Here is a 24,701-nt window from a genome sequence, read left to right on the forward strand (position 1 = left end):
TGATCAGATTAAAAGAATTAGAAAAGCAGGGTTCGGTATCTTATCGGTTCCGAAAGTCCTGCCATCCGCTTTACTCACCCCGATTGAAAAAATCGGGACTCGTGCCCGCTTCTGTCAGGTTTAATTTACCCGGGTTAACCTATTAACCTAAACCCGACAAAATGGAAAGCCCGCAGGGTGAGGAACGAGGCCGAGGACTTGGAATGATGGCGGGACCGCTGTAACCGAAACGCATCAAACCATTGTTTTCCAAAATAATATTGACCACCTGAGGGCATCAATTGATACGATTAAGTTCTATGATCTCTGGATTAAATAGAATAATCCTTCATACTGAACTGGTTTCAATAGCAATCTGGATAGCCCCTGAAATAAATTCAGGGTGACGATCAGCGCAAACAAAAAAGGTCCCGATGCAAAACCGGGACCTTTTTCTATAAATATCTAATTGATGTTACTCCGCCATATTATGGTAAACGGCCTGCACATCATCATCTTCCTCCAGTTTATCGATCAATTTCATAACATCAGCAGCTTGCTCTTCTGTAACTTCGTGATGAGATAAAGCAATACGCTCTAATTTTGAACTTTTTAACTCGATGCCTTTCTCCTCTAATGCTTTTTGCAAAGAGCCAAAGTTTTCGAATGCGCCCTGCGCAACAGCAATATCATTGCCTTCTTCATCGGCCTCTACATAAAGTTCCTCTAAACCAGCATCAATTAATTCGAACTCTAATTCTTCCAGGTCTAAACCTTCTGCAGGTACAAAACGGAAAATAGATTTGCGGTTAAAAATAAAATCCAATGACCCGGTTTTACCCAAAGAGCCATCCGTTTTATTAAAATAACTACGAACATTGGCAACCGTACGATTGGTATTGTCAGTAGCAGTTTCAATTAAAACGGCTACACCGTGTGGCGCATAACCCTCGTATACAATTTCTTCATAGTTAGCCATCGATTTATCAGATGCACGCTTAATTGCAGCTTCTACCCGATCTTTTGGCATGTTTACGGCTTTCGCATTTTGCATTGCCGTACGTAAACGGGAGTTGGTTTCCGGATGAGGCCCTGATTCCTTAACCGCCATTACGATATCTTTACCAATACGCGTAAACTGAACCGCCATTTTGGCCCAACGCTTAAATTTTCTCTCTTTTCTAAATTCGAATGCTCTTCCCATTTTGTCGTATTGAGATATAAGATTTGAAATATGAGACCTTATGCCTTCAACCTTCCAACCCTCTACCTTTATATTATTTTTTTAAATTTTTTAACATATCTGCTGTTAGTTTCGATAAATCGAATTCTGGTTTCCATCCCCAATCTTTCGCCGCATAATTATCGTCGATAGAACGTGGCCAGCTGTTTGCAATTTGCTGACGAGGATCGTTAGCGCCGTAAGTTAAGGTAAATTCCGGAATATGTTTTCTGATTTCGGCAGCCAAAACCTCCGGTGTAAAACTTACGCCACCAAAATTATAGCTGCTGCGCACTGAAATCTGATCGGCCGGTGCATCCATCAGCTCAATTGTACCGCGGATCGCGTCATCCATATACATCATTGGTAACTCGGTATCTGCACTTAAGAAACTCTGGTAACTTCCTTTTTTCAATGCATCGTGGAAAATGTGGATGGCATAATCTGTAGTTCCACCACCTGGGGCAGCTTTCCAGCTGATTAATCCCGGATAACGGATACTACGCACATCCAATCCGTATTTTTGGTTATAATATTCGCACCAACGCTCTCCTGCCAGTTTACTGATTCCGTAAACGGTATTCGGATCCATTACACAATATTGTGAGGTATTATCTTTCGGCGAATTCGGACCAAATACAGCAATAGAACTTGGCCAATAAACTTTTGCAGTTTTATATTCTAAAGCTAAATCTAAAACATTCAATAAGCCATTCATATTTAAATCCCAGGCTAGCTTTGGATTTTGCTCTCCTGTGGCCGATAATAAAGCCGCTAAAAGGTAAACCTGTGTTGGTCTGTATTTATGAAAAATACCATTGATCATTTCTTTATCAAGTACATTCACAAATTCAAACGGTGCAGAGTTTTTGATATCATAATCCGGCCTGCGTATATCGCATGCAACTACATGATCATCACCATATATTTTACGTAACATGGTTACCAACTCGGTACCAATTTGCCCGTTAGAGCCTAAAACAACAATTTTTTCTTGCATAATTTTTTTGAGATTGAGCAAAGGTAAAAAAATGAGATAAAAGGCAATAAAATATTTATACTTAGTGTATAACTTCAGTTATGAACATCAGGATAATCATAACTCATATCTATCATCCAAAAACTTTTATCCTGCCATTTCTCTAGCTATAAGTCCATAATTTCAGCGCCATCAAATGAGCTGAATTACACCATTACCTGTGTATAACCTAAAGCTATAATTACTTCAAAAAAAATCTGGTTTCGACTAATTTTTTCCTTAAAAAACGGGCGTTTTTAAATTTATTAGTAAATAATACGCTTACCTGTACTAAATGTACTTTTTACACCAAGTAAAATGACGACAAAAACCTGCTTTAAACAACAATAGAGCAATAAAAAACTACTTATTTAGAATAATTATTCGGAGTAACAATCACGTTGCGTATCAATAATTTAACTGTAAAAAATTAATCTTTCCGTTATATTTTTTCTAATATTACTAATTCAACACATAAGTAACCAATATATAAAATCATAAAGACGATGCACAGAAGAGAAGCACTCAAAAACGTTGCATTTTTGCTGGGAGGAGCAATCTCGGCAAGTACAATGGGCGTTTTATTTGAAAGTTTTACGCTCCCGGAAAACGAAAAGAACTTTGTCCTCTATTCATTGGAAGACGAAAAGATTTTTGCTGAATTTGCTGATATTATTGTCCCGACGACCAAATCATCTGCTGGTGCCAAAGCTGCAGGCTTAGGAAAATTTATTCCAATGATGATGAAAGATTGTTATCCTGCTGCCATGCAAACCTCATTTGCACAAGGCTTTAAAGATCTTCAGGCTAAATCAAAGAAAGATTTCGGAAAAAGTTATATCACTTTAACACCAGCTGAGCGTAAAAAACTCATGATCGATTTAAGGGCCATTGCGCTTGCCCAAAAAGAGAGCAAATCTGAAGAGAATAAAGATTTAGCTTACTTTTTTATTACCGCAAGAGATTTAACCTTACTCGGTTATTATTCTTCAGAAATTGGTTGCACCAAAGCACGCGAATACGTGCTTATTCCAGGCCGATATGATGGCAATGCACCATTAAAACCAGGTCAAAAATCCTGGGCAACCTAATTTCTAACTCCAACAACAAAACATCATGAATTTAAATACAAATTTAAAAGCAGAAAACACTTACGATGCTATTGTAATAGGATCGGGGATTAGTGGCGGCTGGGCTGCAAAAGAACTTACTGAAAAGGGCTTACGCGTGTTAATGCTCGAAAGAGGAATGAACATCGAGCACATTACCGGTTACGAAACGGCCATGAAAAATCCATGGGATTTTAAACATGCAGGTAAACTTACCGAAGAGCAAAAACGTACTCACCCTGTGCAAAAAAGAGATTATCCTTACCAGGAAGCAAACGAAAAATGGTGGGTAAACGATTTAGAATGCCCATATACTGAAGATAAACGTTTCGACTGGTACCGTGGTTTCCACGTGGGTGGAAAATCGTTAATGTGGGGTCGCCAAAGTTACCGGTTAAGTGATCATAACTTTGAAGATAACGCAAGAGACGGACATGGAAGCGACTGGCCGGTTCGATATGCAGAACTTTCGCCTTGGTACGATTATGCTGAACGTTTTGCAGGAATCAGTGGTTCGAAAGAAAACTGGCCTACCTGCCCTGACGGACAGTTTTTACCTCCAATGGATTTAAACATTGTTGAAAAATCGGTAAAAGCACGTATCGAAGAACATTACAAAAGAGAACGGATCATGATGATTGGCCGTGTAGCCAATCTTACTGTACCACATAAAGGCCGTGGCAATTGCCAGTACAGAAATTTATGTAGCCGTGGTTGTCCGTTTGGTGCATATTTCAGCACACAATCTTCTACCCTGCCAGCGGCTATGGCAACTAAACGTTTAACGTTAAGGCCGTACTCTATCGTAAATCATATTATTTATGATAAAGACACTAAAAAAGCCAAAGGTGTAATGGTTATTGATGCTGAAACCAACAAAACGATGGAATTTTATGCTAAAATCGTTTTTGTAAATGGTTCTACATTAGGCTCAACATTCGTTTTATTAAACTCTACATCAGAAGCACATCCAAACGGGTTGGGCAATGGAAGCGGACAGTTAGGGCACAATTTAATGGATCACCATTTCCGTTGCGGAGCATCTGGAGAAGCTGAAGGTTTTGACGATAAATACACTTACGGACGCCGTGCAAACGGAATTTATATCCCGAGGTATCAGAATATCGGAAACGATAAACGCGATTACCTGCGTGGTTTTGGTTATCAGGGCGGTGCAAGCAGGGCAAACTGGCAAGGTGATGTGGCTGAACTATCTTTCGGTGCCGATTTAAAACAAAAAATGACCACCCCAGGCAAATGGTCTATGGGCTTGGGCGGTTTCGGAGAAATGTTACCTTATTACGAAAACAAGGTATACATCGATAAAACCAAAAAAGACAAATGGGGACAACCCGTATTGGCTATCGATTGCGAGTACAAAGAAAACGAGAAAAAAATGCGTGTGGATATGATGAATGATGCTGCCGAAATGTTAGAAAAGGCCGGTATGAAAAACATCAAAACATTCGATAATGGCTGTTATCCAGGTATGGCGATCCACGAAATGGGTACCGCACGTATGGGTAATGATCCTAAAACTTCTGTATTGAATAAATGGAACCAGATGCACGAAGTAAATAACGTTTTTGTAACCGACGGATCGTGTATGCCATCAATCGCTTGCCAAAACCCATCGTTAACATTTATGGCTTTAACTGCCCGTGCCTGCGATTACGCTGTAAAAGAATTAAAGAAAAAGAATATCTAGAAAGGTTTAAGGTAAAGGGTTTAAGGTATAGGGTTTAATCTCCTATGCCCTAAGCCTTTAGCCCTATACCCCATATCTCAAAAATGAAAAGAAAATTAAGAATGGGCATGATAGGCGGTGGAAAAGACGCTTTTATCGGTGCCGTACACCGTTTGGCTGCCAACATGGATGGCCTTATTGAATTATCTGCCGGAGCTTTAAGTGTAAATCCTGAAATTGGCTACGAATCTGGAAAACTCCTTTTTCTTCCGGATAACAGAATTTATACCAATTACGAAGAAATGCTGACGAAGGAAAGTGAATTGCCAGCAGATGAAAGAATCGATTTTGTAACCATCGTTACGCCAAATTTTGCTCACTTTGCCCCTGCAATGATGGCTTTGGATAAAGGTTTTAACGTAGTCATCGAAAAACCGATGACCTTAACTTTAGAAGAAGCAAAACAGCTGCAAGCTAAAGTAGAAGAAACTGGCTTAACACTATGTTTAACCCACACCTACTCGGGTTATCCAATGGTTAAACAAGCCAAACAAATGGTGAGTGAAGGTGCTTTGGGTGCAATCAGAAAAATCATGGTCGAATATCCTCAGGGCTGGTTAAGTACCCTATCTGAGCGTGAAGGAAATGCACAGGCAGCCTGGCGCACCGATCCATCTAAAACCGGAAAAAGCGGTAGCATGGGTGATATCGGCACACACGCCGCTCATTTGGCAGAATATATCACTGGTTTAAAAATCACTAAAATCTGTGCAGATTTAAATATTGTTGTTCCAGGTAGAGCGATTGACGATGATGGAAACGTATTGTTAAAATTCGATAATGGTGCTAACGGTGTTCTGGTAGCATCGCAAATTGCTGCCGGAGAAGAAAATGCTTTGAAAATTAAAGTTTATGGCGAAAAAGGTGGTATGGAATGGCACCAGATGGAACCAAACACCTTAATTGTGAAATGGTTAAATGCACCTGCTCAAATTTACAGAACAGGCAACGGTTACATGGGTAGTTTCGCTCAGCACAATACCCGTACACCAGGTGGCCACCCGGAAGGTTACTTGGAAGCATTTGCAAATATTTATAGAAATTTCGCATTAACAGTAGATGCGAAGTTGAATAACGAACAACCTACAGCTGCAATGTTAGACTTTCCAGGTACTGAGGATGGCATTAGAGGTATGGCATTTATCGAGAATGTAGTGGCCTCCAGCCAATCAGACCAAAAGTGGTTAGATTATAAATTATAACAATCAAGCATGACAACGATAAAAGGACCAGCAGTATTTTTAGCACAGTTTATAAGCGACGAAGCCCCATTTAACTCCCTTGACAGCATTTGTGAATGGGCAGCAGGTTTAGGTTTTAAAGGCATTCAGATGCCAACCTTAGATGCAAGATTTATTGATCTGCAAAAGGCTGCTGAAAGCAAAACCTATGCTGATGAACTGAAAGGAAAAATCGCCTCTTATGGCTTAGAAATTACTGAACTTTCTACACACTTACAAGGTCAGCTGGTTGCGGTGCACCCTGCTTACGATGATTTGTTTGATGCCTTTGCACCAAAAGAAGTACACAAAAACCCAAAAGCAAGAACAGAGTGGGCTGTGCAACAAATAAAATATGCGGCTAAAGCCTCTCAGAACTTAGGTTTAAATGCCCATGCCACATTTAGTGGATCATTATTGTGGCAATATTTCCACCCCTGGCCACAACGCCCGGCGGGATTGGTTGAAGAAGGTTTTGCAGAATTGGCAAAACGCTGGACGCCTATCTTAAACGAATTCGACCAATGTGGCGTTGATGTTTGCTACGAAATACATCCTGGCGAAGATTTATTTGATGGCGAAACCTACGAAATGTTCCTCGCTGCAGTAAATAATCATCCTCGGGCATGCTTATTGTATGACCCATCTCACTTTGTGTTGCAACAATTGGATTACATTCAGTACATCGATTTTTACCACGAACGCATAAAAGCCTTTCATGTTAAAGATGCAGAATTTAACCCTACAGGCAAACAAGGCACTTTTGGTGGATACCAGAGTTGGGCAAACCGTGCTGGTCGTTACCGCTCACCGGGTGATGGTCAGGTTGATTTTAAAACCATTTTTAGTAAATTGGCGCAATATGATTTTAAAGGTTGGGCCGTTATGGAATGGGAATGCTGTATTAAAAACCAGCAAGATGGTGCCCGTGAAGGCGCAGCGTTTATCAAAAACAATATCATTAACGTAACTGATAAAGCATTTGACGATTTTGCAGCATCGGGTAGTGATAGCGCTTTCAATAAAAGAATATTAGGATTATAAGAATAACAAAACACACATGAAAAAAACATTTTTAATTTTAGGCGCCGTAGTCATTTTTATGGCGTCGTTTTCAAAGGCTGATTTATCGAGAGAGAAAACTGTAGTTGCAACAGCAACAATGACGAAGCATGCTGCTTTTCAATCCAATCCGGGAGAAAAACTGATCAACAAATCAGACTGTCTGGGTTGCCATAACAAGACCAACAAAATTATTGGTCCGGCTTACGTAGAAATTGCCAAAAAATATCCGGCTACCGAGAAAAACATCAATATGTTAGCCGATAAGATTATTAAAGGTGGAACAGGCGTTTGGGGCAACATGCCAATGACTGCTCACGCTACACTTAAAAAAGACGATGCAAAATTAATGGTAAAGTACATTTTATCCCTAAAAAAATAATTTTAACCAAATTAGCAAATCGATTTACTACAGATGAAAACAGAGCAAGAAAATAAAAACACGAGTAACCGCCGTGATTTTATTAAGACCACAGCTATTGCCGCTGCTGCGTTTATGATCGTGCCCCGCCATGTTTTAGGTGGACCCGGTTATTTAGCACCAAGCGATCGTTTATTGGTTGCCGGCATTGGTGTTGGCGGAAAAGGCCAAAGCGATTTAAATATGTTTTACAAAAGCGGAAAAGCAGACATTGCCTTTTTATGCGATGTAGACGATCGCCGTGCAGCAAATAGTGTTAAAGCTTTTCCTAAAGCAAAATACTATAAAGATTGGCGCGAAATGTTAGATAAGGAACATAAAAATTTCGATGCTGTGTCTGTTTCTACTCCTGATCATAACCATGCCATACAGGCTTTGGCAGCGATGCAATTGGGTAAACACGTTTATGTGCAAAAACCTTTAACACATGATATTTATGAGGCGCGTATTCTAACCGCAGCTGCAAAAAAATATAAAGTGGTAACCCAAATGGGAAATCAAGGTGCATCAAACGATGGTCCGCGCCAAATGAAAGAGTGGTATGAAGCTGGTTTAATTGGCGATGTACACACCGTTTACGCGTGGACTGATAGACCGGTTTGGCCACAAGGCATTCCCCGCCCAACAAAAAAAGCCGAAATTCCTGCAGAATTAGATTGGAACCTATGGTTAGGTACTGCGCCTGAAAAAGATTTTATAGATAAATTGGTGCCTTTTAACTGGCGTGGCTGGTGGGATTATGGTACTGGTGCCCTGGGCGACATGGGCTGTCACTTAATCGAAGCGCCTTTCAGTGTATTAAACTTAAAATATGCAAAAGAGGTTGAGGCCAGCGTAGGCTCTGTTTATGTAGATGAATTTAAACGCGGTTATTTCCCTGAAAGCTGCCCGCCATCAAGCCATGTGACCTTAAAATTCCCGAAAACGAATAAAACCAAAGGTGATGTTACGCTACACTGGATGGACGGTGGTATCCAGCCCGAACGCCCTGAAGAATTAGAAGCAAACGAAACTTTTGGCGATGGTGGTAATGGTACCTTGTTTATCGGAACTAAAGGTAAAATGATGTCTGAAACTTATAGTGCAAACCCAAAATTATTGCCATTAAGTAAAAACAAAGACATTAAAGTGGCGCCAAAATACACGCGTGTACCAGATGGCGCAAATGGCCACTATAAACAATGGGTTGAAGCCGCAATTGCGGGTTATGGCAAACAGGAAGTAAGTTCGCCTTTCGAAATTGCAGGTCCGTTAACAGAAGCTTTACTGATGGCGAATCTGGCAATCAGAAGTTTCGATATCCAAAAAACTGTAAATGGTAAGACTACTTACCCAGGCCGGTACACTAAAATGCTTTGGGATAACGACAATATGAAAGTTACCAATTTTGACGAAGCAAACCAGTTTGTAAAACGCGAATACCGTAAAGGCTGGAACAATTTAACTCTTTAATTATCCTAACCTGATCGGTTTAAATCCCATCAGGTTTTATTTAAAAAAAATGAAAAAAATCTTTCTTTCTGCTTGCATCTTGTTAGCGGTAACACAAATATCAAAAGCTCAAAAGGGCTTTAAGCCACTTTTTGACGGCAAAACAACAACAGGCTGGCATACTTACAATAAAACTACGGTTGGCAGTGCCTGGCAGGTTCAGGATGGTGCCCTGCATTTAGATTTAGCAACCAAAGGTAAAGATGGCGGCGGTGATTTGGTTACCGACAAAGAATACGGCGATTTCCATTTAAAATATGAGTGGAAGGTAGCTCCAAAAGCAAATAGCGGTTTAATTTTTTATGTTCATGAAGAACCTAAATACCACGCTACCTATTCTACAGGTTTAGAAATGCAGGTTATTGATAACGATGGCCACCCGGATGGAAAAATTACAAAACACCGCGCCGGCGATTTATACGACCTGGTAAAAAGTTCATCAGAGCCCGTTAAAGCTGTTGGCGAATGGAACAAAGCTGAAATCATTAGCAAAAAAGGCAAATTAACATTAATTTTAAACGGTGTTGAAATAGTAAAAACCACCCTTTGGGACGATAACTGGAAAAAAATTGTTGCAGGCAGCAAGTTTGCAACATGGGAAAACTGGGGAACTTTTAAAACCGGTAAAATTGCCTTACAGGATCACGGAGATGAAGTTTGGTACAAAAACATCTCTATTAAAGAACTATAAATCAGGTTGAAGGCGTAAGGTAGAAGGCTGAAGGTTTCTTTTCTTTCGCTTTAACCATATATTTGAGTTTGCGGGCGGGGAAGCATAAAGTTTGCCCGCTTTCGCATTAACCTTACACCCTATACCTTTAACCTTAAAACCTTATATAAACCAAATGAATAACACTACTCGCTTTAAACTCTCTGCCATGATGTTCCTGGAATTTTTTATCTGGGGCGCCTGGTTTGTAACACTTGGAACTTTCTTAGGAAACAACCTTAAAGCCACGGGCTCAGAAACCGGAGCTGTATTTTCAACCCAATCATGGGGCGCCATCATCGCTCCTTTTATTGTGGGCTTAATAGCCGACAGGTATTTTAACGCTGAAAGAATTTTAGGTGTGTTGCACATCATTGGTGCAGTATTAATGTATCAAATGTACAACGCTACCGATGTTAGCGTATTTTACCCATATGTATTGGGCTACATGATCCTTTTTATGCCAACACTGGCTTTGGTTAACTCAGTTTCTTTCAATCAAATGAAAGATCCGGAAAAAGAGTTCTCATCAATCCGCATCTGGGGTACATTAGGCTGGATTGCTGCAGGTTTATTAATCAGTTATTTCTTCCACTGGGATTCAAAAGAAAGTACAGAAGCTGGCTTATTGAAAAATACTTTCTTAATGGCAGGTATAGTATCTTTAGTTTTAGGCTTGTTCAGCTTTACGCTACCAAAAACGCCGCCTAAAGTTTCTTCAGACGAAAAAATTACAGTTTCTGATGTATTAGGTCTTGATGCTTTAAAACTTTTGAAAGACAGAAACTTCTTGATTTTCTTTATTTCATCTATTTTGATTTGTATTCCTTTGGCTTTTTACTACCAGAATGCAAATCCATTCCTTTCCAATATTGGTATGGATAACCCTACCGGAAAAATGACCATTGGCCAGGCTTCAGAAGTTATTTTCTTATTGTTTATTCCGATATTCTTTAAAAGGTTCGGTTTTAAAATGACCATCCTGGTGGGTATGCTGGCTTGGGCAGTACGTTATGCATTATTTGCTTATGGTAACGCCGGCGAATTGAGCTTCATGCTAATCCTGGGGATTGCCTTACATGGTGTTTGCTACGATTTCTTTTTCGTTTCCGGACAGATTTATACCAACTCTAAAGCTGGTGAACGTTTTAAAAGTTCAGCTCAGGGTTTAATTACCTTAGCTACTTATGGTGTAGGTATGTTAATTGGATTTGCTGTAGCTGGTAAAATTTCTGATGCTTACAAAGCAGCAGACGGCGTAATGGACTGGAAAATGATCTGGATTATACCAGCTGGAATTGCACTAGTGGTATTTATATTATTTGCACTGGTTTTCAACGATAAAACCAAGTCTGAAATAGACGCTAAAGCAGTTTAATATGGCCTCGAACGTAAATAGAAGAAATGCTTTAAAGAACATCATCGCAGGAACCGCTGCAATTGGTGTTTCTTCAGGATTTTCAGCATTAGCAATGGATAAATCAGAATCAGATCAGCCATTAAGGCTAAAAGGAAATATTAATCATGCCGTTTGCCGCTGGTGTTTTAGCGGTTTAGATGTAGAAACACTTTGTGTTGAAGCTAAAAAAATCGGTATTACAGGCATAGATTTAGTTGGACCAAAAGATTGGCCGACTTTAAAAAAACATGGATTAGTATCGACCATGTGTAATGGTGCAGAGATTAATTTAGTGGATGGTTTTAACGACGAGAAATTCCACGAAAAGTTAATTCAAAACTATACTGCAATGATTCCGCTTGTTGCCGAAGCCGGATACAAAAACCTAATTTGTTTTAGCGGAAACCGTCGTGGTAAGGATGATGAAACCGGTTGGAACAATTGTGTGAAAGGATTGAAACAGTTAATCCCTTTGGCCGAAAAGCACAATGTTGTATTGGTAATGGAGCTGTTAAACAGCAAAATTAATCATAAAGATTACCAATGTGATAGAACTTCATGGGGCGCCGAGCTTTGCAAACGCTTAGGATCTGAAAACTTCAAATTGTTATACGATATCTATCATATGCAGATTGATGAGGGAGATGTAATCAGAAACATCAGAGATCACCATCAGTATATCGCCCACTACCACACCGCCGGTGTTCCGGGTAGAAATGAGATAGATGATACGCAGGAACTATATTATCCTGCAATCATGAAAGCCATTGCCGAAACTGGCTTTAAAGGTTTCGTTGCACAAGAATTTATACCTAAAAACGCTGACAAATTAGCTTCTTTAAAAAAGGCAGTTTCTATTTGCGACATCTAAAAAAATACACCTATGTTATCAAGAAGAAATTTTATATTAAATACGAGTATGGCTGCAGCGGCAGCACTTTTGGTTCCATCCTTCGCTTGTGTAGCCAATGATAAAAAATTAGTGGGTTTGCAATTATACTCTTTAAGGGATGAGCTTCCGAAAGATGTAAAAGGAACATTGGCTAAAGTAGCTAAAGCTGGCTTTAAGGAGGTTGAAACTTATGGTTTTTCTATAAAAGATCAGTTTTGGGGCTTAACACCAGCCGAATTTAAAAAATTGCTTGATGACAACGGATTAACTGCGCCAAGCGGTCACTACGGTTTAGGCAGTTATTTAACCGATGGAAACACTGAGGAATTAAAAGCAGCAATTGCAGCGGCTAAAGTGTTGGGAAGTGAATATGTAACCATTCCCTGGTTAGATGAAAGCATCAGAAAAAGTGCTGAGGACTACAAAAAAATTGCAGTTAAAATCAACGAAGCCGGAAAACTGGCGAAAGAAGCGGGTATCAGGTTAGCTTACCACAACCACAATTTCGAATTCGAGAAACAAGGTGATACCACTGGTTACGAAATCCTGTTAAAAGGAACCGATAAAAACCTTGTTGATTTCGAACTTGATTTATATTGGGTAGTACGCTCAGGTAACGATCCGATCAAATTATTTAAAGAAAATCCAGGCCGTTTTACCATGTGGCATGTTAAAGATATGGATAAAGCAGATCCGGCATTAAATGCAGAAGTAGGAACAGGCTCGATTAACTTCAAACCTATTTTTGCGGATGCAAAACTTTCGGGTATGAAACACTTCTTTGTAGAGCACGAAACCAATTACAAGCCAAACCCGATGGAATCTGTTGCAGCAAGCTGCGCATATATTAAAAAAGAAATTATTTAAATTTAAGAGATGAATTCAAGAAGAACATTCTTAAAACAGGCAGGATTAGCTGCCGGAGCGGCATTGTTAATTCCGTCGTTTGCTTTTGATAAAGTAAATAAAAATATTGGTCTACAATTGTACTCTTTACGTAACGAACTGCCAAAAGATGTAAAAGGCATCATCGAAAAAGTAGCACAAGCCGGCTATAAGGAAGTAGAGACCTATGGTTTTGCTAATGGAAAATTCTGGGGCTTAACGCCAAAAGAATTTAAAGCACTGTTAGATGCAAATGGTTTAAAAGCACCAAGTGGCCATTATCATATGGATGATTTTGTAAAAACCGGAAAAACAGACAGATTAAAAGCCGATATCGAATCTTCAGCAGCCATTGGTGGCAAATTCTTTACCATTGCCGGTGCACATGTAGATATGAGCAAAGGTGTAGATGGTTTCAAGAAAACGGCTGATGATTTTAATAAGGTTGCTGAAATTGCAAAAGCATCTGGTTTAAAATTCGCTTACCACAACCACGATTTCGAATTTAAAAAATTAGGTGATACCACCGGTTACGATGTTTACTTAAGCGAAACTGATAAAAACCTGGTAAATTTCGAAATGGATTTATACTGGGTAGTACGCTCAGGTAACGATCCTTTAGCCTTGTTTAAAAAATACCCGGGCCGTTTCCCAATGTGGCATGTGAAAGATATGGACAAAGCCAAACCAGAATGGAATACCGAAGTTGGCAAAGGTGCTATTGATTTTAAAAGCATTTTTGCCCAGGCAAAATTATCTGGTATGCAACACTTTTTTGTAGAGCACGAAACCAATTATCAACCTGATCCGGTAGGTTCGATCAAAACAAGCTGCGATTATATTAAAGCTAATTTGATTTAATTTACTAACCCTCGCAGTTTTTTAAACGGCATGGCCCTCATTAAGGCTATTACACCGAATTGAATCTGCGAGGGTTATAAAAAAAGAATTTCTAATGGCAAACTGATTTGGGCGTTACCCTTTCCCCTGAAATACGGGAAAGGGTCGGGCTTTTCAGGGCTGCGCTTTTCTCCGGTACCAATAAAAAATTGGCACTAAATCCTTACAATCCCTAACGCGGATTTACCGAATTAAAATTTCCTCTATTATTAGAAAGACTGCCCTCAGTTATTTAAACCTGATAGAACGGCAATACTTTTTAATTGCAATGACCATAAATTTTGACCGTTATTGTTTAAAAAGATTATAGTGATAGCAGGGCCTTCGCAACCGATATGCACAGGAACCTGCTTTCCAAAACAAAGAACGACAATTTTTAATGTGGTTTTTTACTGCCCAAAACTTTATACGCTAAGCCTTATTTTCTATTGAAAAAGTAAGATTTTAAATATTAAAAGCAAATTTAATTGGTAACAATGGGGATATAAGCTTAATTTTTAGCATATTTGGGCTTATATCAAATGTTTAATAATATATAATTAAAATTTAAAATGAAAGTAGCAGTAGTAGGTGCCACCGGATTGGTAGGCACTGTCATGTTAAAAGTATTGGAGGAAAGAAATTTCCCTTTAACAGAGTTGATTCCCGTAGCATCAGAAAAGAGTGTTGGTAAGGAAATTACTTTTAAGGGTAAGAAGTTCCCAATTGTTAGCATGGATACTGCAATCAGCATGAAACCAGATATCGCTTTGTTTTCTGCAGGTGGAAATACTTCATTAGAGCATGCTCCACGTTTTAAAGAAGCGGGAACAACTGTTATTGATAATTCATCTGCCTGGAGAATGGATCCTGCAATTAAATTAATTGTACCGGAAGTTAATGCACACGAGCTTTCTATCGATAACAAAATCATTGCTAACCCGAATTGTTCTACCATTCAAATGGTTGTGGTTTTAAAACCTTTGCACGATAAATACAAAATTAAACGTGTGGTGGTTTCTACTTACCAATCGGTTACCGGTACAGGTGTTAAAGCAGTTGAACAATTAATGAATGAGCGTAAAGGCGTTGATGGTCCTAAAGCTTATCCGTACGAAATTGATTTAAATGTTCTTCCTCATATTGATGTTTTCATGGAGAACGGATATACCAAAGAAGAAATGAAAATGGTGAAGGAAACCAACAAAATCATGAGCGACGATAGCATTAAAGTTACGGCTACTACGGTTCGTATCCCGGTAATGGGCGGTCACTCAGAATCGGTAAACATTGAGTTTGAAAATGATTTCGATTTAGCTGAAGTGCGTAGTATTTTAGAAAAATCACCAGGCATAATCGTTGTTGATGATGTTGCCAACCTAAAATATCCAATGCCAAAAGATGCGCATGAAAAAGATGAAGTTTTTGTAGGCCGTATCCGCAGAGATGAGTCGGCACCAAAAGCATTAAACCTTTGGATTGTTGCCGATAACTTACGCAAGGGTGCTGCAACCAATGCCGTTCAGATTGCCGAATACCTGATTCAAAAAGAATTGGTTTAATCAATAAATTTAAATAAAAGCCTCGATTTATCGGGGCTTTTTTATGCGCGCTCCAATCATGAAACATATCCCCATTGCTTTAATTTACACCAGGTTATTAATTGGTTTCGGGATTATTTTACTTAGCCTTTTCCATGCCAATCACTATTCTTTTCTTGCGATTACATTATTATCGATCGGTTTATTAACCGATGTTTTCGACGGAATAATTGCCAGAAAGCTCAATATCTCTTCAGAAAAGTTACGCCGTTTAGACTCCAGTATTGACCAGGTATTTTTCATTTCGGTTGCAGTAGCGACTTATCTTCAATGCCCCGATTTCTTTAAGGCCAACCTGGTAAAACTGATTGTACTCGGTGCTTTTGAGGCCTCAACTTATGCTTTAAGCTACATCAAATTTAAAAAGGAAATTGCCACACATTCGATCGGCGCCAAAGTTTGGACCTTAATTTTATTTGCTACCCTGGTCGAAATTATGGTGCATTGCGAATCAGTGGTGCTATTTGAGCTTTGCCTTTGGATTGGTCTGGCCACCAGATTAGAAATACTTGCCATTGTTTTCACCCTGAAAAAATGGACAAATGATGTGCCTACTATTTATCACGCTGTAAAACTCAGACAGGGAAAAGATATTAAACGCAATAAACTGTTTAATGGGTAACTCAGTTAAAACATATAAAACAGCGACCGTAATCACTAAATTATATATAAAAAAGAGATTGTAATCACTAAATTATATATAAAAAAGAGATTAGCTTTAAATTTGATTATATTTGTTATCGAAAACGAAATCATGAAATGATCATTAGAAGTTTGCAAACTCATATCGAATCTAAGTTTTTTAAACAAAAAGCAATTATAGTTACAGGCGCAAGGCAGGTAGGTAAAACCACTATGTTAAAACAGCTGGTCGATAAAACAGGATTACCTTTTGTTTTCCTAAACTGCGACGAAGCTAACGTCCGCGCAACCCTAACAGATATCAGCATCGAACGGCTAAAATCAATTATTGGGTCGAATAAATTTATTTTTATCGACGAAGCACAACGTGTTACAAATATTGGTTTAACATTAAAATTAATAGTCGATAATTTTACCCATGTACAACTTTTGGTTACAGGTTCTTCATCTTTAGATCTGGCTGTTGGCATCAAAGAGTCATTAACCGGAAGAAAATTTGAATATCACCTCTTTCCATTTTCAGTAGCAGAGCTTGTTGAAGATACAAACCTGCTTGCAGAAGAACAGGCATTAGAAAAAAGATTAATTTATGGCTCTTATCCTGATGCCATCAATTATCCAGCGGAAGAAAAAGAGTTATTGCTGAACTTAACCAATAGTTATCTTTTTAAAGATATTTTATCGCTTACAGGCATTAGAAAACCTTTGCAACTCGAAAAATTGGTACAAGCCTTAGCGTTGCAGATTGGTAATGAAGTATCGTACACTGAGCTCGGCCAAATGATTGAAGCAGATAAACTAACCGTTGAGCGTTACATCGATCTTTTAGAACAGTGTTTTGTTGTATTCAGGTTAGGTGCATACAGCAGTAACCTCCGGAACGAAATAAAGAAGAGCAAAAAAATATACTTCTATGATACAGGGATTCGCAATGCAGTAATTGAAAATTTCAGTATGCTCGGATTGAGACAGGATGCTGCTCAGCTTTTCGAAAATTATATCGTTTCAGAATATATAAAGGCCAGTAACAATAAAAGAAAACATGCGAAATATTATTTTTGGCGTAGTTTTCAACAGCAGGAAATTGATTTAATAGAAGAAATTGATGGAAAAATTAATGCAATAGAAATCAAATGGAACGAAAATAAAAAAGTCAGGTTTCCATCAACCTTTTTAGATGCATACAACACCAATGAAACACACTTTATAAATAAATCTAATTATACCAGCTTTCTGATATAATCTTTGCCAATAAAAAATGAAATTTATCAAATTATTAATCCTATTCATTTTCTCAGCAATTGCTACAATTGCTCAAAATAGAATCCAAAATCTAGAAAAAGCTTTCAATAGTTTATTAAATGATGAACAGGCCAAACATGCCATTGTCTCACTTTGTGTTTTAGATGCCAATACAGGGAAAACATTATTTGCTAAAAACGAGCAAATTGGCCTGGCTACCGCTTCTACCCTAAAAACCATTACTGCGGCCACTGCTTTCAGTATTTTAGGAAAGGATTTTCAATTTCAAACCACGCTGGCCTATACCGGAACAATTACTACAGATGGCATATTAAAAGGAAATCTGATCATTATTGGCAATGGCGACCCAACATTGGGATCGTGGCGTTATCAAAACAAAGAAAATGCGGTTTTAACGCAATGGGTTGCTGCCATAAAATCGGCAGGGATTAAAAAAATTGAAGGGGCAGTAATTGGTGACGATCGTATTTTCGGTACCCAAACTACACCCGAAGGTTGGGTTTGGCAAGATATTGGCAATTATTATGGTGCCGGAACTTCTGGTTTAGCCTGGCGCGAAAATCAATTCGACATCCATTTAAAACCTGGAAGTACCACATCGGATGAAGTAAAAATTGTAAAAACAGTTCCTGCTACTCCTTATGTGCAGCTGGTAAATGAATTAAAAACGGGTAGCTCGGGATCGGGTGACCGCGCTTATGCTTTCTTGCCTCCTTATAGTAATACGGCTTATATCCGCGGCAGCTGGGGCATGGGCATCGCAAAATCGGGGATTTCAGTTGCCCTACCCGACCCTGCTTTTGATTGCGCATACCGTTTGCAGGATACCCTGAAAAGATTGGGCATTTCGACTAACCAACAAGCCACAACAGCCCGGTTAATGCTATTAAACAATCAGGTAATTCCTTCGGTTACACAAAAGATAAACACCATAAGCTCTCCCAGTTTAAGCGAAATCACTTATTGGTTTTTAAAGAAAAGCATTAACCTGTATGGCGAAACACTTTTAAAAACCATTGCAATAAAATCGGGTAAGACAGCTACAACAAGTAAAGGTGCTGAAACCGAGATCAATTTCTGGGCGGATAAGGGCATCGATAAAACGGCCCTCAACATCATTGATGGCAGTGGACTCTCTCCAGGCGATAGAATAACAACTTCGGCAATGGCCAGTGTACTTTTTCAAATCCAAAAGGAAAACTGGTTTCCTGATTTCTATAAAGCTTTGCCAGAATACAATGGTATGAAAATTAAAAGCGGAACCATAAATGATGTTTCGGCATTTGCCGGTTACCATACCGATGCTGCAGGGAATAAATACGTTTTGGTGATCAACATCAATAATTATAGCGGAAGTGGAATTAACAAGAAGTTATTCAACGTATTAGATGAATTGAAGTAAGACCATATACAAACTTGCTTTGATTTTTAAAATTGTGTATTTTTGGTATATGGAAATAACAATCGACATAGGTTATGAACAATTGTTAGCAGCGATAAAAAAACTTCCTGCTGCAAAAATCAAGCAATTAAAGTCTGTTTTAAATGATGAATTTATTAAGCAGAAAGCATCAAAAGATCTATCAGAATTTCAGATTTTTTTACTTACCGCCCCGACTATGAGTGAAGAACAGCATAAGCAGTATCAAGCTGATAGAAAAAACTTCAATTCATGGAGAACGAAATAGTCTGCCTAGACACTTCTATTTTAATTGATTTTTATCGAAAAAAACTCAAAGAAAAAAGCGCCTTTATAAGCTGGCCAAAATTTATAATCTTTTTGCTGTATCAATTATTACCGAATACGAAATTATGATTGGTACCAAAACAGAAGAAATTGAATTTTGGAAAGATTTCTTCGAACGTGTAACCATAATTCCTTTTGATAAGAGTGCCAATAACATTGCAATCGAAATCACAAAGCAAACTAAAGCGAAATAGTAGTTTAATTGAAATTCCGGATATTTTTATAGCTGCAACTGCCCTATCCAGAAAAATAAAAATTGCCACACTCAACAAAAAGCACTTCGAAAGAATTAATGATTTAGAATTGATTGCAGTATAATCCAAACTATCATCAAAGCGTTATATTGTAAGAAGATAAGAAGCTGTTCAGGGCATTAGATGAATTGAAGCAATCTCAACGCAAAACACCATTACCCAGGTAATTACAATAAAATAAAATCCAGGCGACACTAATATTAATCGGAATAAGGATTAATCCAAAGCCGAACATGATGCACAGGTAAAACAGGAAAAACAGGCAAAAAACCCATATTAGAAATCCCTTAATCTGCATTGCATTTAACATGAGTAAACTTCTGAATAGCATTATTACAGAAAATGCAAATAACATTAATGTAAGCGATGTTAAAATGCCAAAGCTGCTGAATAACCAACCCATTTCAGGCAGTAATAAAACAAGATAGTTTAAACAAAAGCTAAAAAACACTTTCCCCTTAGCAAAAGGAAAGTTTGGTAAAAAGGATAAGTACCTATTGTTAAAGATCTTCTCCTGATAAATAAGCACAACATGAGCAACAACAATACAAGTGGTGATGAGCATCAATAATCTTGAATCATCTTTAAGGTCAGTAAAAACTAGCAATATACTCGAAATCAGCACCCAGGAAAAAAATTTGGTAAGGATGTATGCCAGCTTCAATTGATTGAAAACCTGAAAACTATACAATAAAAAAACGGGCTTGTTCCATTTTCGACTAATTCTGATCAACCAATCTGGTTTAGCGGCCTCGATTAAACGATTGCTTTCATTTAAATAGATATAGGCACTGGCCATAATCAGAAGCACCTGAAAAAGTAAAATCCCAATAGAAATCAGGTAGAACCCAAATATCAATCCTATGGTTATTGCATACAGCGTATAACTTAAAACCGGGATAAATAGGCAAGTCTGTATGGTAAACCAATGCTTAAACTGTTGTTTTTTGTTTGATGCGGTAAAACTGTAATACAGAAACTCATGCTGAGGCAAAGCCATTTGATTTAAAACATATTTCAAGCTTTTATAAGCATAAAGTGAACTTCCTATCAGGTAAAAAGCTAAAATGAGTGGATTACTCACGATACTAATGGTAAAGAAAAATTGCCAGAAATCAATTTGCTCTGGCCTAACCGTACCCAACGTATTGATAAATAAACAATAACTGACCAATATCACGAAAATGAATACCAGCATACCTGCGTGGGTACGGTAAAATCCATCAACGAATATTTTCTTTAAGGCAGTATTTGGAAGCAACAACATTAAAAATTCAGTGTTATTTTTTTATCTTCAATATTAATCTGTTTTATTCCTGGCAGTTTTGACTCATCCAACGGCTGATGCGACGACAACAAAAAACTAATTTTTTCATTTTGGTGTTTTTCGTTGATCCAACGGTATAATATTTCTAAAGATTCTACATCAATTGTATTTAAAGGTTCGTCTAATAAAATCAATTTAGGTCGTCCTAAAAAAGCCAAAACCAACGACAACTTTTTTAACATCCCACTTGAATAGGAACCCAGGGGATTATGTATGTAAGATTTCATTCCCATTTCAGTAATTAAAGTCTCTTCCTGATCAGGAATAGCTCCCTTTGCTTTCGCGAAAAGATCGACCATTTCAAATCCGGTTAAAAATTCAGGGTATAGCGGCTCAGCTTCAGCAAAATTTACCAGCCTTCGATAAGAAACGCCATGGTTTTTCAAATAAATAGTGCCGATGGCTATATCTCCGTTAAAAGATAATATGCCGGCAATTGCTTTCAGCAGGGTGCTTTTTCCTGATCCATTACTGCCTTTTATCCAGAAAATACCCTCGGGAATTTTAATATTATCTATCTTTAAAACAAGATGATTGAAATAAGATTTTTCAAACTGATTGAAGTGTAACATAAAATCATTTTATTTCTGACTTTATTTTTAATCAAAAGTTACAGGCCTTACTTATCCCGATAAAATTAGATACGATGCAATTAGTTTTACGCCCTTACAAAGCCAGTGATCTTGAAAGTTTGGTTAAATACGCCAATAATTTTAATATTTCGAAAAACTTAACCAATAAATTCCCTTTCCCTTATGAAAAAAAAGATGGCGAAGCTTTTATTCAACTGGCCTTAAGTCACAAACCATTACAAATCAAAGCCATTGTAGTCAATAATGAAGTAATTGGGTCGATAGGTGTACATCAACTGACTGATATTTATAGTAAAAGTGCGGAAATCGGCTACTGGATTGCTGAAGATTTTTGGGGCAAGGGTATCGTTCCACTTGCTGTTAAAGAAATGTTGAGGTATGGTTTCGAAACATTTGATATTGAAAGGATTTTTGCACGTACTTCTCATGTAAACTTAGCGTCGCAACAGGTTTTAAAAAAAGCAGGTTTTATTTTCGAGGCGGAGTTGAAAGGAACCATTTTTAAAAACGGCGAATATTTTGATGAATTAATTTTTGGATTCAGGAAACATCAGCTCAGCTCAGAACAACATTAAAACATTTTGTTAAAGCCGAAGCTTATTGCGTAAATTAGTACAAACCAAAAACAACAAAGCAATGAAATTATTCAACAAAATTACAGCACTGTTTATCATGCTATTAGGTGTGGTAGATCTAGCAAACGCACAGGATTTAAAAATACCGCAACCCAGTAGCGGGCAAACCATTATCCAGGATTTTGGATTAGGCAAAATTACTTTAACCTACTCCCGTCCAAATGTAAAGGGCCGAAAAATATTTGGCGGCATGGAACCCATGGGCGTGGTTTGGCGTACAGGAGCAAACGCCGCTACACGTATTAAATTTACCGATGATGTTAAAATTGAAGGGAAAGACTTGCCTGCCGGCGAATATGCTTTATTCAGTATACCTGATAAAAATGAATGGACCGTTATTTTTAACAAAACCGCTAATCAATGGGGCGCCTACGAGTACAAGGAAAGTGGCGATGCACTACGTGTAAAAGTAAAAACAATAGCTTTAAAGGATAAAGTGGAAACCCTTACCATGCAATTTTCGACTGTTAGCGAAACTTCTGCAACGTTAAATATGATGTGGGAGAACAATGCCTTTGCCATTAATATTACGACTTCTATTGATGAAAAAGTGATGGCCAATATTGCTGAAGCGATGAAAGGCGAAAAAAAGCCATACTATAATGCAGCAATGTATTATTATCAAAATGGAAAAGATTTAAAAACTGCATTAGAATGGATGAGTGAAGTAGAAAAATCGGATATGAAAGCCCCCTGGTTTAAATACTGGAAAGGCCGTATTCAACTAAAAATGGGTGATAAAGCCGGTGCAGAAGCTAGCGCTAAAGCGGGCCTGGCTTTAGCAACTGAAGCAAAAGTAGATGAATATATACGCTTAAATTCTCAATTATTGGCTGAAGCTAAAAAATAAAGAATCGTCATTTCGACTGTAGCGGAGAAATCTATCTGCATGATATTGTACATAGATCTCTCTCCCGAAAATTCGGGACTGTGCTTCAGTCGAGATGACGACATTCATCCGGCATTACAGATAGCCAATATTAACTTAAAATTAACCGTTGGTTAACTTGAACAACTATCATAACATTAACCCTCAAAAGGCTTTATTTATTTAAAAAATATACTAACTTTGATGTTGCGCTTAGTAATTGTACTTTGTACACTAAGCAGATTAAAAAATCAACAAAAAATTAAATAAAAATGAGCATAATCGTTAATGTCCATGCCAGACAAATTCTCGATTCGAGAGGCAATCCAACAGTAGAAGTAGAAGTTGTAACAGAAGCAGGCGCTTTTGGCCGTGCTGCTGTACCAAGCGGTGCATCTACTGGACAATATGAGGCTGTTGAATTACGTGATGGTGATAAATCTACATATTTAGGTAAAGGTGTTTTAAAAGCTGTAGAAAATGTAAATACTAAAATTGCGGATGCATTAAGAGGTATTGATGTTTTTGAGCAAAATACAATTGATAAAATCATGTTGGACCTAGATGGTACCGAAAACAAAGGTAACTTAGGTGCTAACGCCATTTTAGGTGTTTCTTTGGCTGCTGCTAAAGCTGCCGCTGATGAAATCGGTCAACCATTATACCGTTACATTGGTGGTGTTAATGCAAACACTTTACCAATCCCGATGATGAATATCATTAATGGTGGTTCTCACTCTGATGCCCCTATCGCATTTCAGGAATTTATGATTATGCCAGTTGGCGCTCCTTCTTTCTCTGAGGCTTTACGTTGGGGAACTGAAGTTTTCCATAGCTTGAAAAAAATTCTTCACGATAGAGGTTTATCTACAGCAGTAGGTGACGAAGGTGGTTTTGCACCAACTTTCGATGGTACTGAAGATGCAATTGAAACGGTATTAAAAGCAATTGAAACTGCTGGTTACAAACCAGGTGCTCAAATCTGTTTAGCTTTAGACTGTGCATCATCTGAGTTTTACAAAGATGGTAAATATGACTATACTAAATTTGAAGGCGCTACTGGCGTAATTCGTTCAAGCGAAGAGCAGGCACAATATTTAGCTGATCTTTCTGCAAAATATCCAATTATCTCTATTGAAGATGGTATGGACGAAAACGACTGGACTGGCTGGAAAAGTTTAACAGATAAAATTGGTGACCATGTTCAATTGGTTGGTGATGATTTATTTGTAACTAACGTTACGCGTTTACAACGTGGTATCGACGAAGATACAGCTAACTCAATCTTAGTAAAAGTTAACCAGATTGGTTCTTTAACTGAAACCATAAATGCGGTAACTTTAGCGCAAAACAGCGGTTATACTTCGGTAATGAGTCACCGTTCTGGCGAAACAGAAGATGTTACGATTGCTGATTTAGCTGTTGCATTAAACTGCGGACAGATTAAAACCGGTTCTGCATCACGTTCAGACAGGATTGCAAAATACAATCAATTATTACGTATTGAAGAAGAATTAGGTGAAAACGCTCGTTTCATCGGTTCAAAATTTAAATACGCTAAGAAATAATCCCTAAATCCCCTAAAGGGGACTAAGAATAATGCCAAAAAGCCCCTTTAGGGGTTTGGGGTGTTAACAAGTTGAAAAACTTATTTGTAAAACATCCGGAGATTTTAAATCTTCGGATGTTTTTATTTACATTTACGTCATTGCGAGGCACGAAGCAATCTTACTACCTT

General features: G+C 38.1%; 24 protein-coding genes. 20 read left to right on the forward strand and 4 right to left on the reverse strand.

The window, feature by feature from the left end; translation table 11 throughout:
- Positions 1-454: 454 nt before the first annotated feature.
- On the reverse strand, positions 455-1,183 hold the full coding sequence (locus AC04QZ_RS23125) for a YebC/PmpR family DNA-binding transcriptional regulator (protein ID WP_086547484.1): 729 nt from the start codon (positions 1,181-1,183) through the stop codon (positions 455-457).
- Positions 1,184-1,256: 73 nt separating this feature from the next.
- Positions 1,257-2,201, reverse strand: a complete 945-nt coding sequence (locus AC04QZ_RS23130) for an NAD-dependent epimerase/dehydratase family protein (RefSeq protein WP_086547485.1) — start codon at positions 2,199-2,201, stop codon at positions 1,257-1,259.
- A gap of 524 nt (positions 2,202-2,725) precedes the next feature.
- Between AC04QZ_RS23130 and AC04QZ_RS23135 the strand changes: the two genes are divergently transcribed.
- From AC04QZ_RS23135 to AC04QZ_RS23215, 17 genes are all read left to right on the forward strand, one after another.
- The gene (locus AC04QZ_RS23135) at positions 2,726-3,310 is read left to right on the forward strand and encodes a gluconate 2-dehydrogenase subunit 3 family protein (protein WP_478359640.1); all 585 of its coding nucleotides are present in this window, start codon (positions 2,726-2,728) and stop codon (positions 3,308-3,310) included.
- A 25-nt stretch (positions 3,311-3,335) separates the two neighbouring features.
- Positions 3,336-5,036 (forward strand): GMC oxidoreductase, encoded by a 1,701-nt coding sequence (locus tag AC04QZ_RS23140; protein WP_478359641.1) that lies wholly within the window; start codon positions 3,336-3,338, stop codon positions 5,034-5,036.
- 83 nt (positions 5,037-5,119) lie between these two features.
- A complete protein-coding gene (locus tag AC04QZ_RS23145) occupies positions 5,120-6,277 on the forward strand; it encodes a Gfo/Idh/MocA family protein (RefSeq protein WP_086547488.1) in 1,158 nt (385 codons plus the stop codon).
- Positions 6,278-6,286: 9 nt separating this feature from the next.
- Positions 6,287-7,339 (forward strand): sugar phosphate isomerase/epimerase family protein, encoded by a 1,053-nt coding sequence (locus tag AC04QZ_RS23150; RefSeq protein WP_478359642.1) that lies wholly within the window; start codon positions 6,287-6,289, stop codon positions 7,337-7,339.
- A 16-nt stretch (positions 7,340-7,355) separates the two neighbouring features.
- A complete protein-coding gene (locus AC04QZ_RS23155) occupies positions 7,356-7,739 on the forward strand; it encodes a c-type cytochrome (RefSeq protein WP_086547490.1) in 384 nt (127 codons plus the stop codon).
- Between the two features lie 33 nt (positions 7,740-7,772).
- Entirely contained in the window at positions 7,773-9,230 is a 1,458-nt protein-coding gene (locus tag AC04QZ_RS23160) for a Gfo/Idh/MocA family protein (RefSeq protein ID WP_086547491.1), read from the forward strand.
- Positions 9,231-9,279: 49 nt separating this feature from the next.
- The gene (locus tag AC04QZ_RS23165) at positions 9,280-9,960 is read left to right on the forward strand and encodes a 3-keto-disaccharide hydrolase (protein ID WP_086547492.1); all 681 of its coding nucleotides are present in this window, start codon (positions 9,280-9,282) and stop codon (positions 9,958-9,960) included.
- 154 nt (positions 9,961-10,114) lie between these two features.
- Positions 10,115-11,356 (forward strand): nucleoside permease, encoded by a 1,242-nt coding sequence (locus AC04QZ_RS23170; RefSeq protein ID WP_478359643.1) that lies wholly within the window; start codon positions 10,115-10,117, stop codon positions 11,354-11,356.
- Position 11,357: 1 nt separating this feature from the next.
- Entirely contained in the window at positions 11,358-12,248 is an 891-nt protein-coding gene (locus tag AC04QZ_RS23175; RefSeq protein WP_478359644.1) for a hydroxypyruvate isomerase family protein, read from the forward strand.
- 12 nt (positions 12,249-12,260) lie between these two features.
- Entirely contained in the window at positions 12,261-13,136 is an 876-nt protein-coding gene (locus AC04QZ_RS23180; protein ID WP_086547495.1) for a sugar phosphate isomerase/epimerase family protein, read from the forward strand.
- 9 nt (positions 13,137-13,145) lie between these two features.
- Complete coding sequence (locus AC04QZ_RS23185; RefSeq protein ID WP_478359645.1) at positions 13,146-14,015, forward strand: sugar phosphate isomerase/epimerase family protein; 870 nt, start codon at positions 13,146-13,148, stop codon at positions 14,013-14,015.
- 590 nt (positions 14,016-14,605) lie between these two features.
- Positions 14,606-15,595 carry an aspartate-semialdehyde dehydrogenase gene (locus tag AC04QZ_RS23190; RefSeq protein WP_086547497.1) on the forward strand — a complete coding sequence of 330 codons (990 nt, stop codon included), beginning with the start codon at positions 14,606-14,608 and terminating at the stop codon, positions 15,593-15,595.
- 58 nt (positions 15,596-15,653) lie between these two features.
- The gene (locus AC04QZ_RS23195; RefSeq protein WP_478359646.1) at positions 15,654-16,256 is read left to right on the forward strand and encodes a CDP-alcohol phosphatidyltransferase family protein; all 603 of its coding nucleotides are present in this window, start codon (positions 15,654-15,656) and stop codon (positions 16,254-16,256) included.
- 137 nt (positions 16,257-16,393) lie between these two features.
- Positions 16,394-17,518, forward strand: a complete 1,125-nt coding sequence (locus AC04QZ_RS23200) for an ATP-binding protein (RefSeq protein WP_478359647.1) — start codon at positions 16,394-16,396, stop codon at positions 17,516-17,518.
- Between the two features lie 16 nt (positions 17,519-17,534).
- Entirely contained in the window at positions 17,535-18,941 is a 1,407-nt protein-coding gene (dacB, locus tag AC04QZ_RS23205) for a D-alanyl-D-alanine carboxypeptidase/D-alanyl-D-alanine endopeptidase (RefSeq protein WP_478359648.1), read from the forward strand.
- 49 nt (positions 18,942-18,990) lie between these two features.
- Positions 18,991-19,227 carry a hypothetical protein gene (locus AC04QZ_RS23210; protein ID WP_478359649.1) on the forward strand — a complete coding sequence of 79 codons (237 nt, stop codon included), beginning with the start codon at positions 18,991-18,993 and terminating at the stop codon, positions 19,225-19,227.
- Between the two features lie 124 nt (positions 19,228-19,351).
- Complete coding sequence (locus AC04QZ_RS23215; RefSeq protein ID WP_478359650.1) at positions 19,352-19,480, forward strand: hypothetical protein; 129 nt, start codon at positions 19,352-19,354, stop codon at positions 19,478-19,480.
- A 199-nt stretch (positions 19,481-19,679) separates the two neighbouring features.
- On the opposite strand, the gene AC04QZ_RS23220 is transcribed toward AC04QZ_RS23215, so the two are convergent.
- Both AC04QZ_RS23220 and AC04QZ_RS23225 read right to left on the reverse strand, forming a co-directional pair.
- Entirely contained in the window at positions 19,680-20,807 is a 1,128-nt protein-coding gene (locus AC04QZ_RS23220; protein WP_478359651.1) for a hypothetical protein, read from the reverse strand.
- Positions 20,807-21,439: an ABC transporter ATP-binding protein gene (locus AC04QZ_RS23225; RefSeq protein WP_478359652.1), complete on the reverse strand. Its 633-nt coding sequence runs from the start codon at positions 21,437-21,439 to the stop codon at positions 20,807-20,809. Before AC04QZ_RS23225 ends, AC04QZ_RS23220 begins: the two co-directional genes overlap by 1 nt.
- Positions 21,440-21,513: 74 nt before the next feature.
- Between AC04QZ_RS23225 and AC04QZ_RS23230 the strand changes: the two genes are divergently transcribed.
- The 3 genes from AC04QZ_RS23230 (at position 21,514) to eno (ending at position 24,531) form a co-directional block, all read left to right on the forward strand.
- Positions 21,514-22,035, forward strand: coding sequence for a GNAT family N-acetyltransferase (locus AC04QZ_RS23230; RefSeq protein WP_478359653.1), 522 nt, complete (start codon positions 21,514-21,516; stop codon positions 22,033-22,035).
- 61 nt (positions 22,036-22,096) lie between these two features.
- Positions 22,097-22,945 (forward strand): DUF2911 domain-containing protein, encoded by an 849-nt coding sequence (locus AC04QZ_RS23235; RefSeq protein ID WP_478359654.1) that lies wholly within the window; start codon positions 22,097-22,099, stop codon positions 22,943-22,945.
- 290 nt (positions 22,946-23,235) lie between these two features.
- The gene (gene eno / locus AC04QZ_RS23240) at positions 23,236-24,531 is read left to right on the forward strand and encodes a phosphopyruvate hydratase (RefSeq protein WP_478359655.1); all 1,296 of its coding nucleotides are present in this window, start codon (positions 23,236-23,238) and stop codon (positions 24,529-24,531) included.
- Positions 24,532-24,701: the final 170 nt, after the last annotated feature.

The organism is Pedobacter folensis, assembly GCF_056490665.1.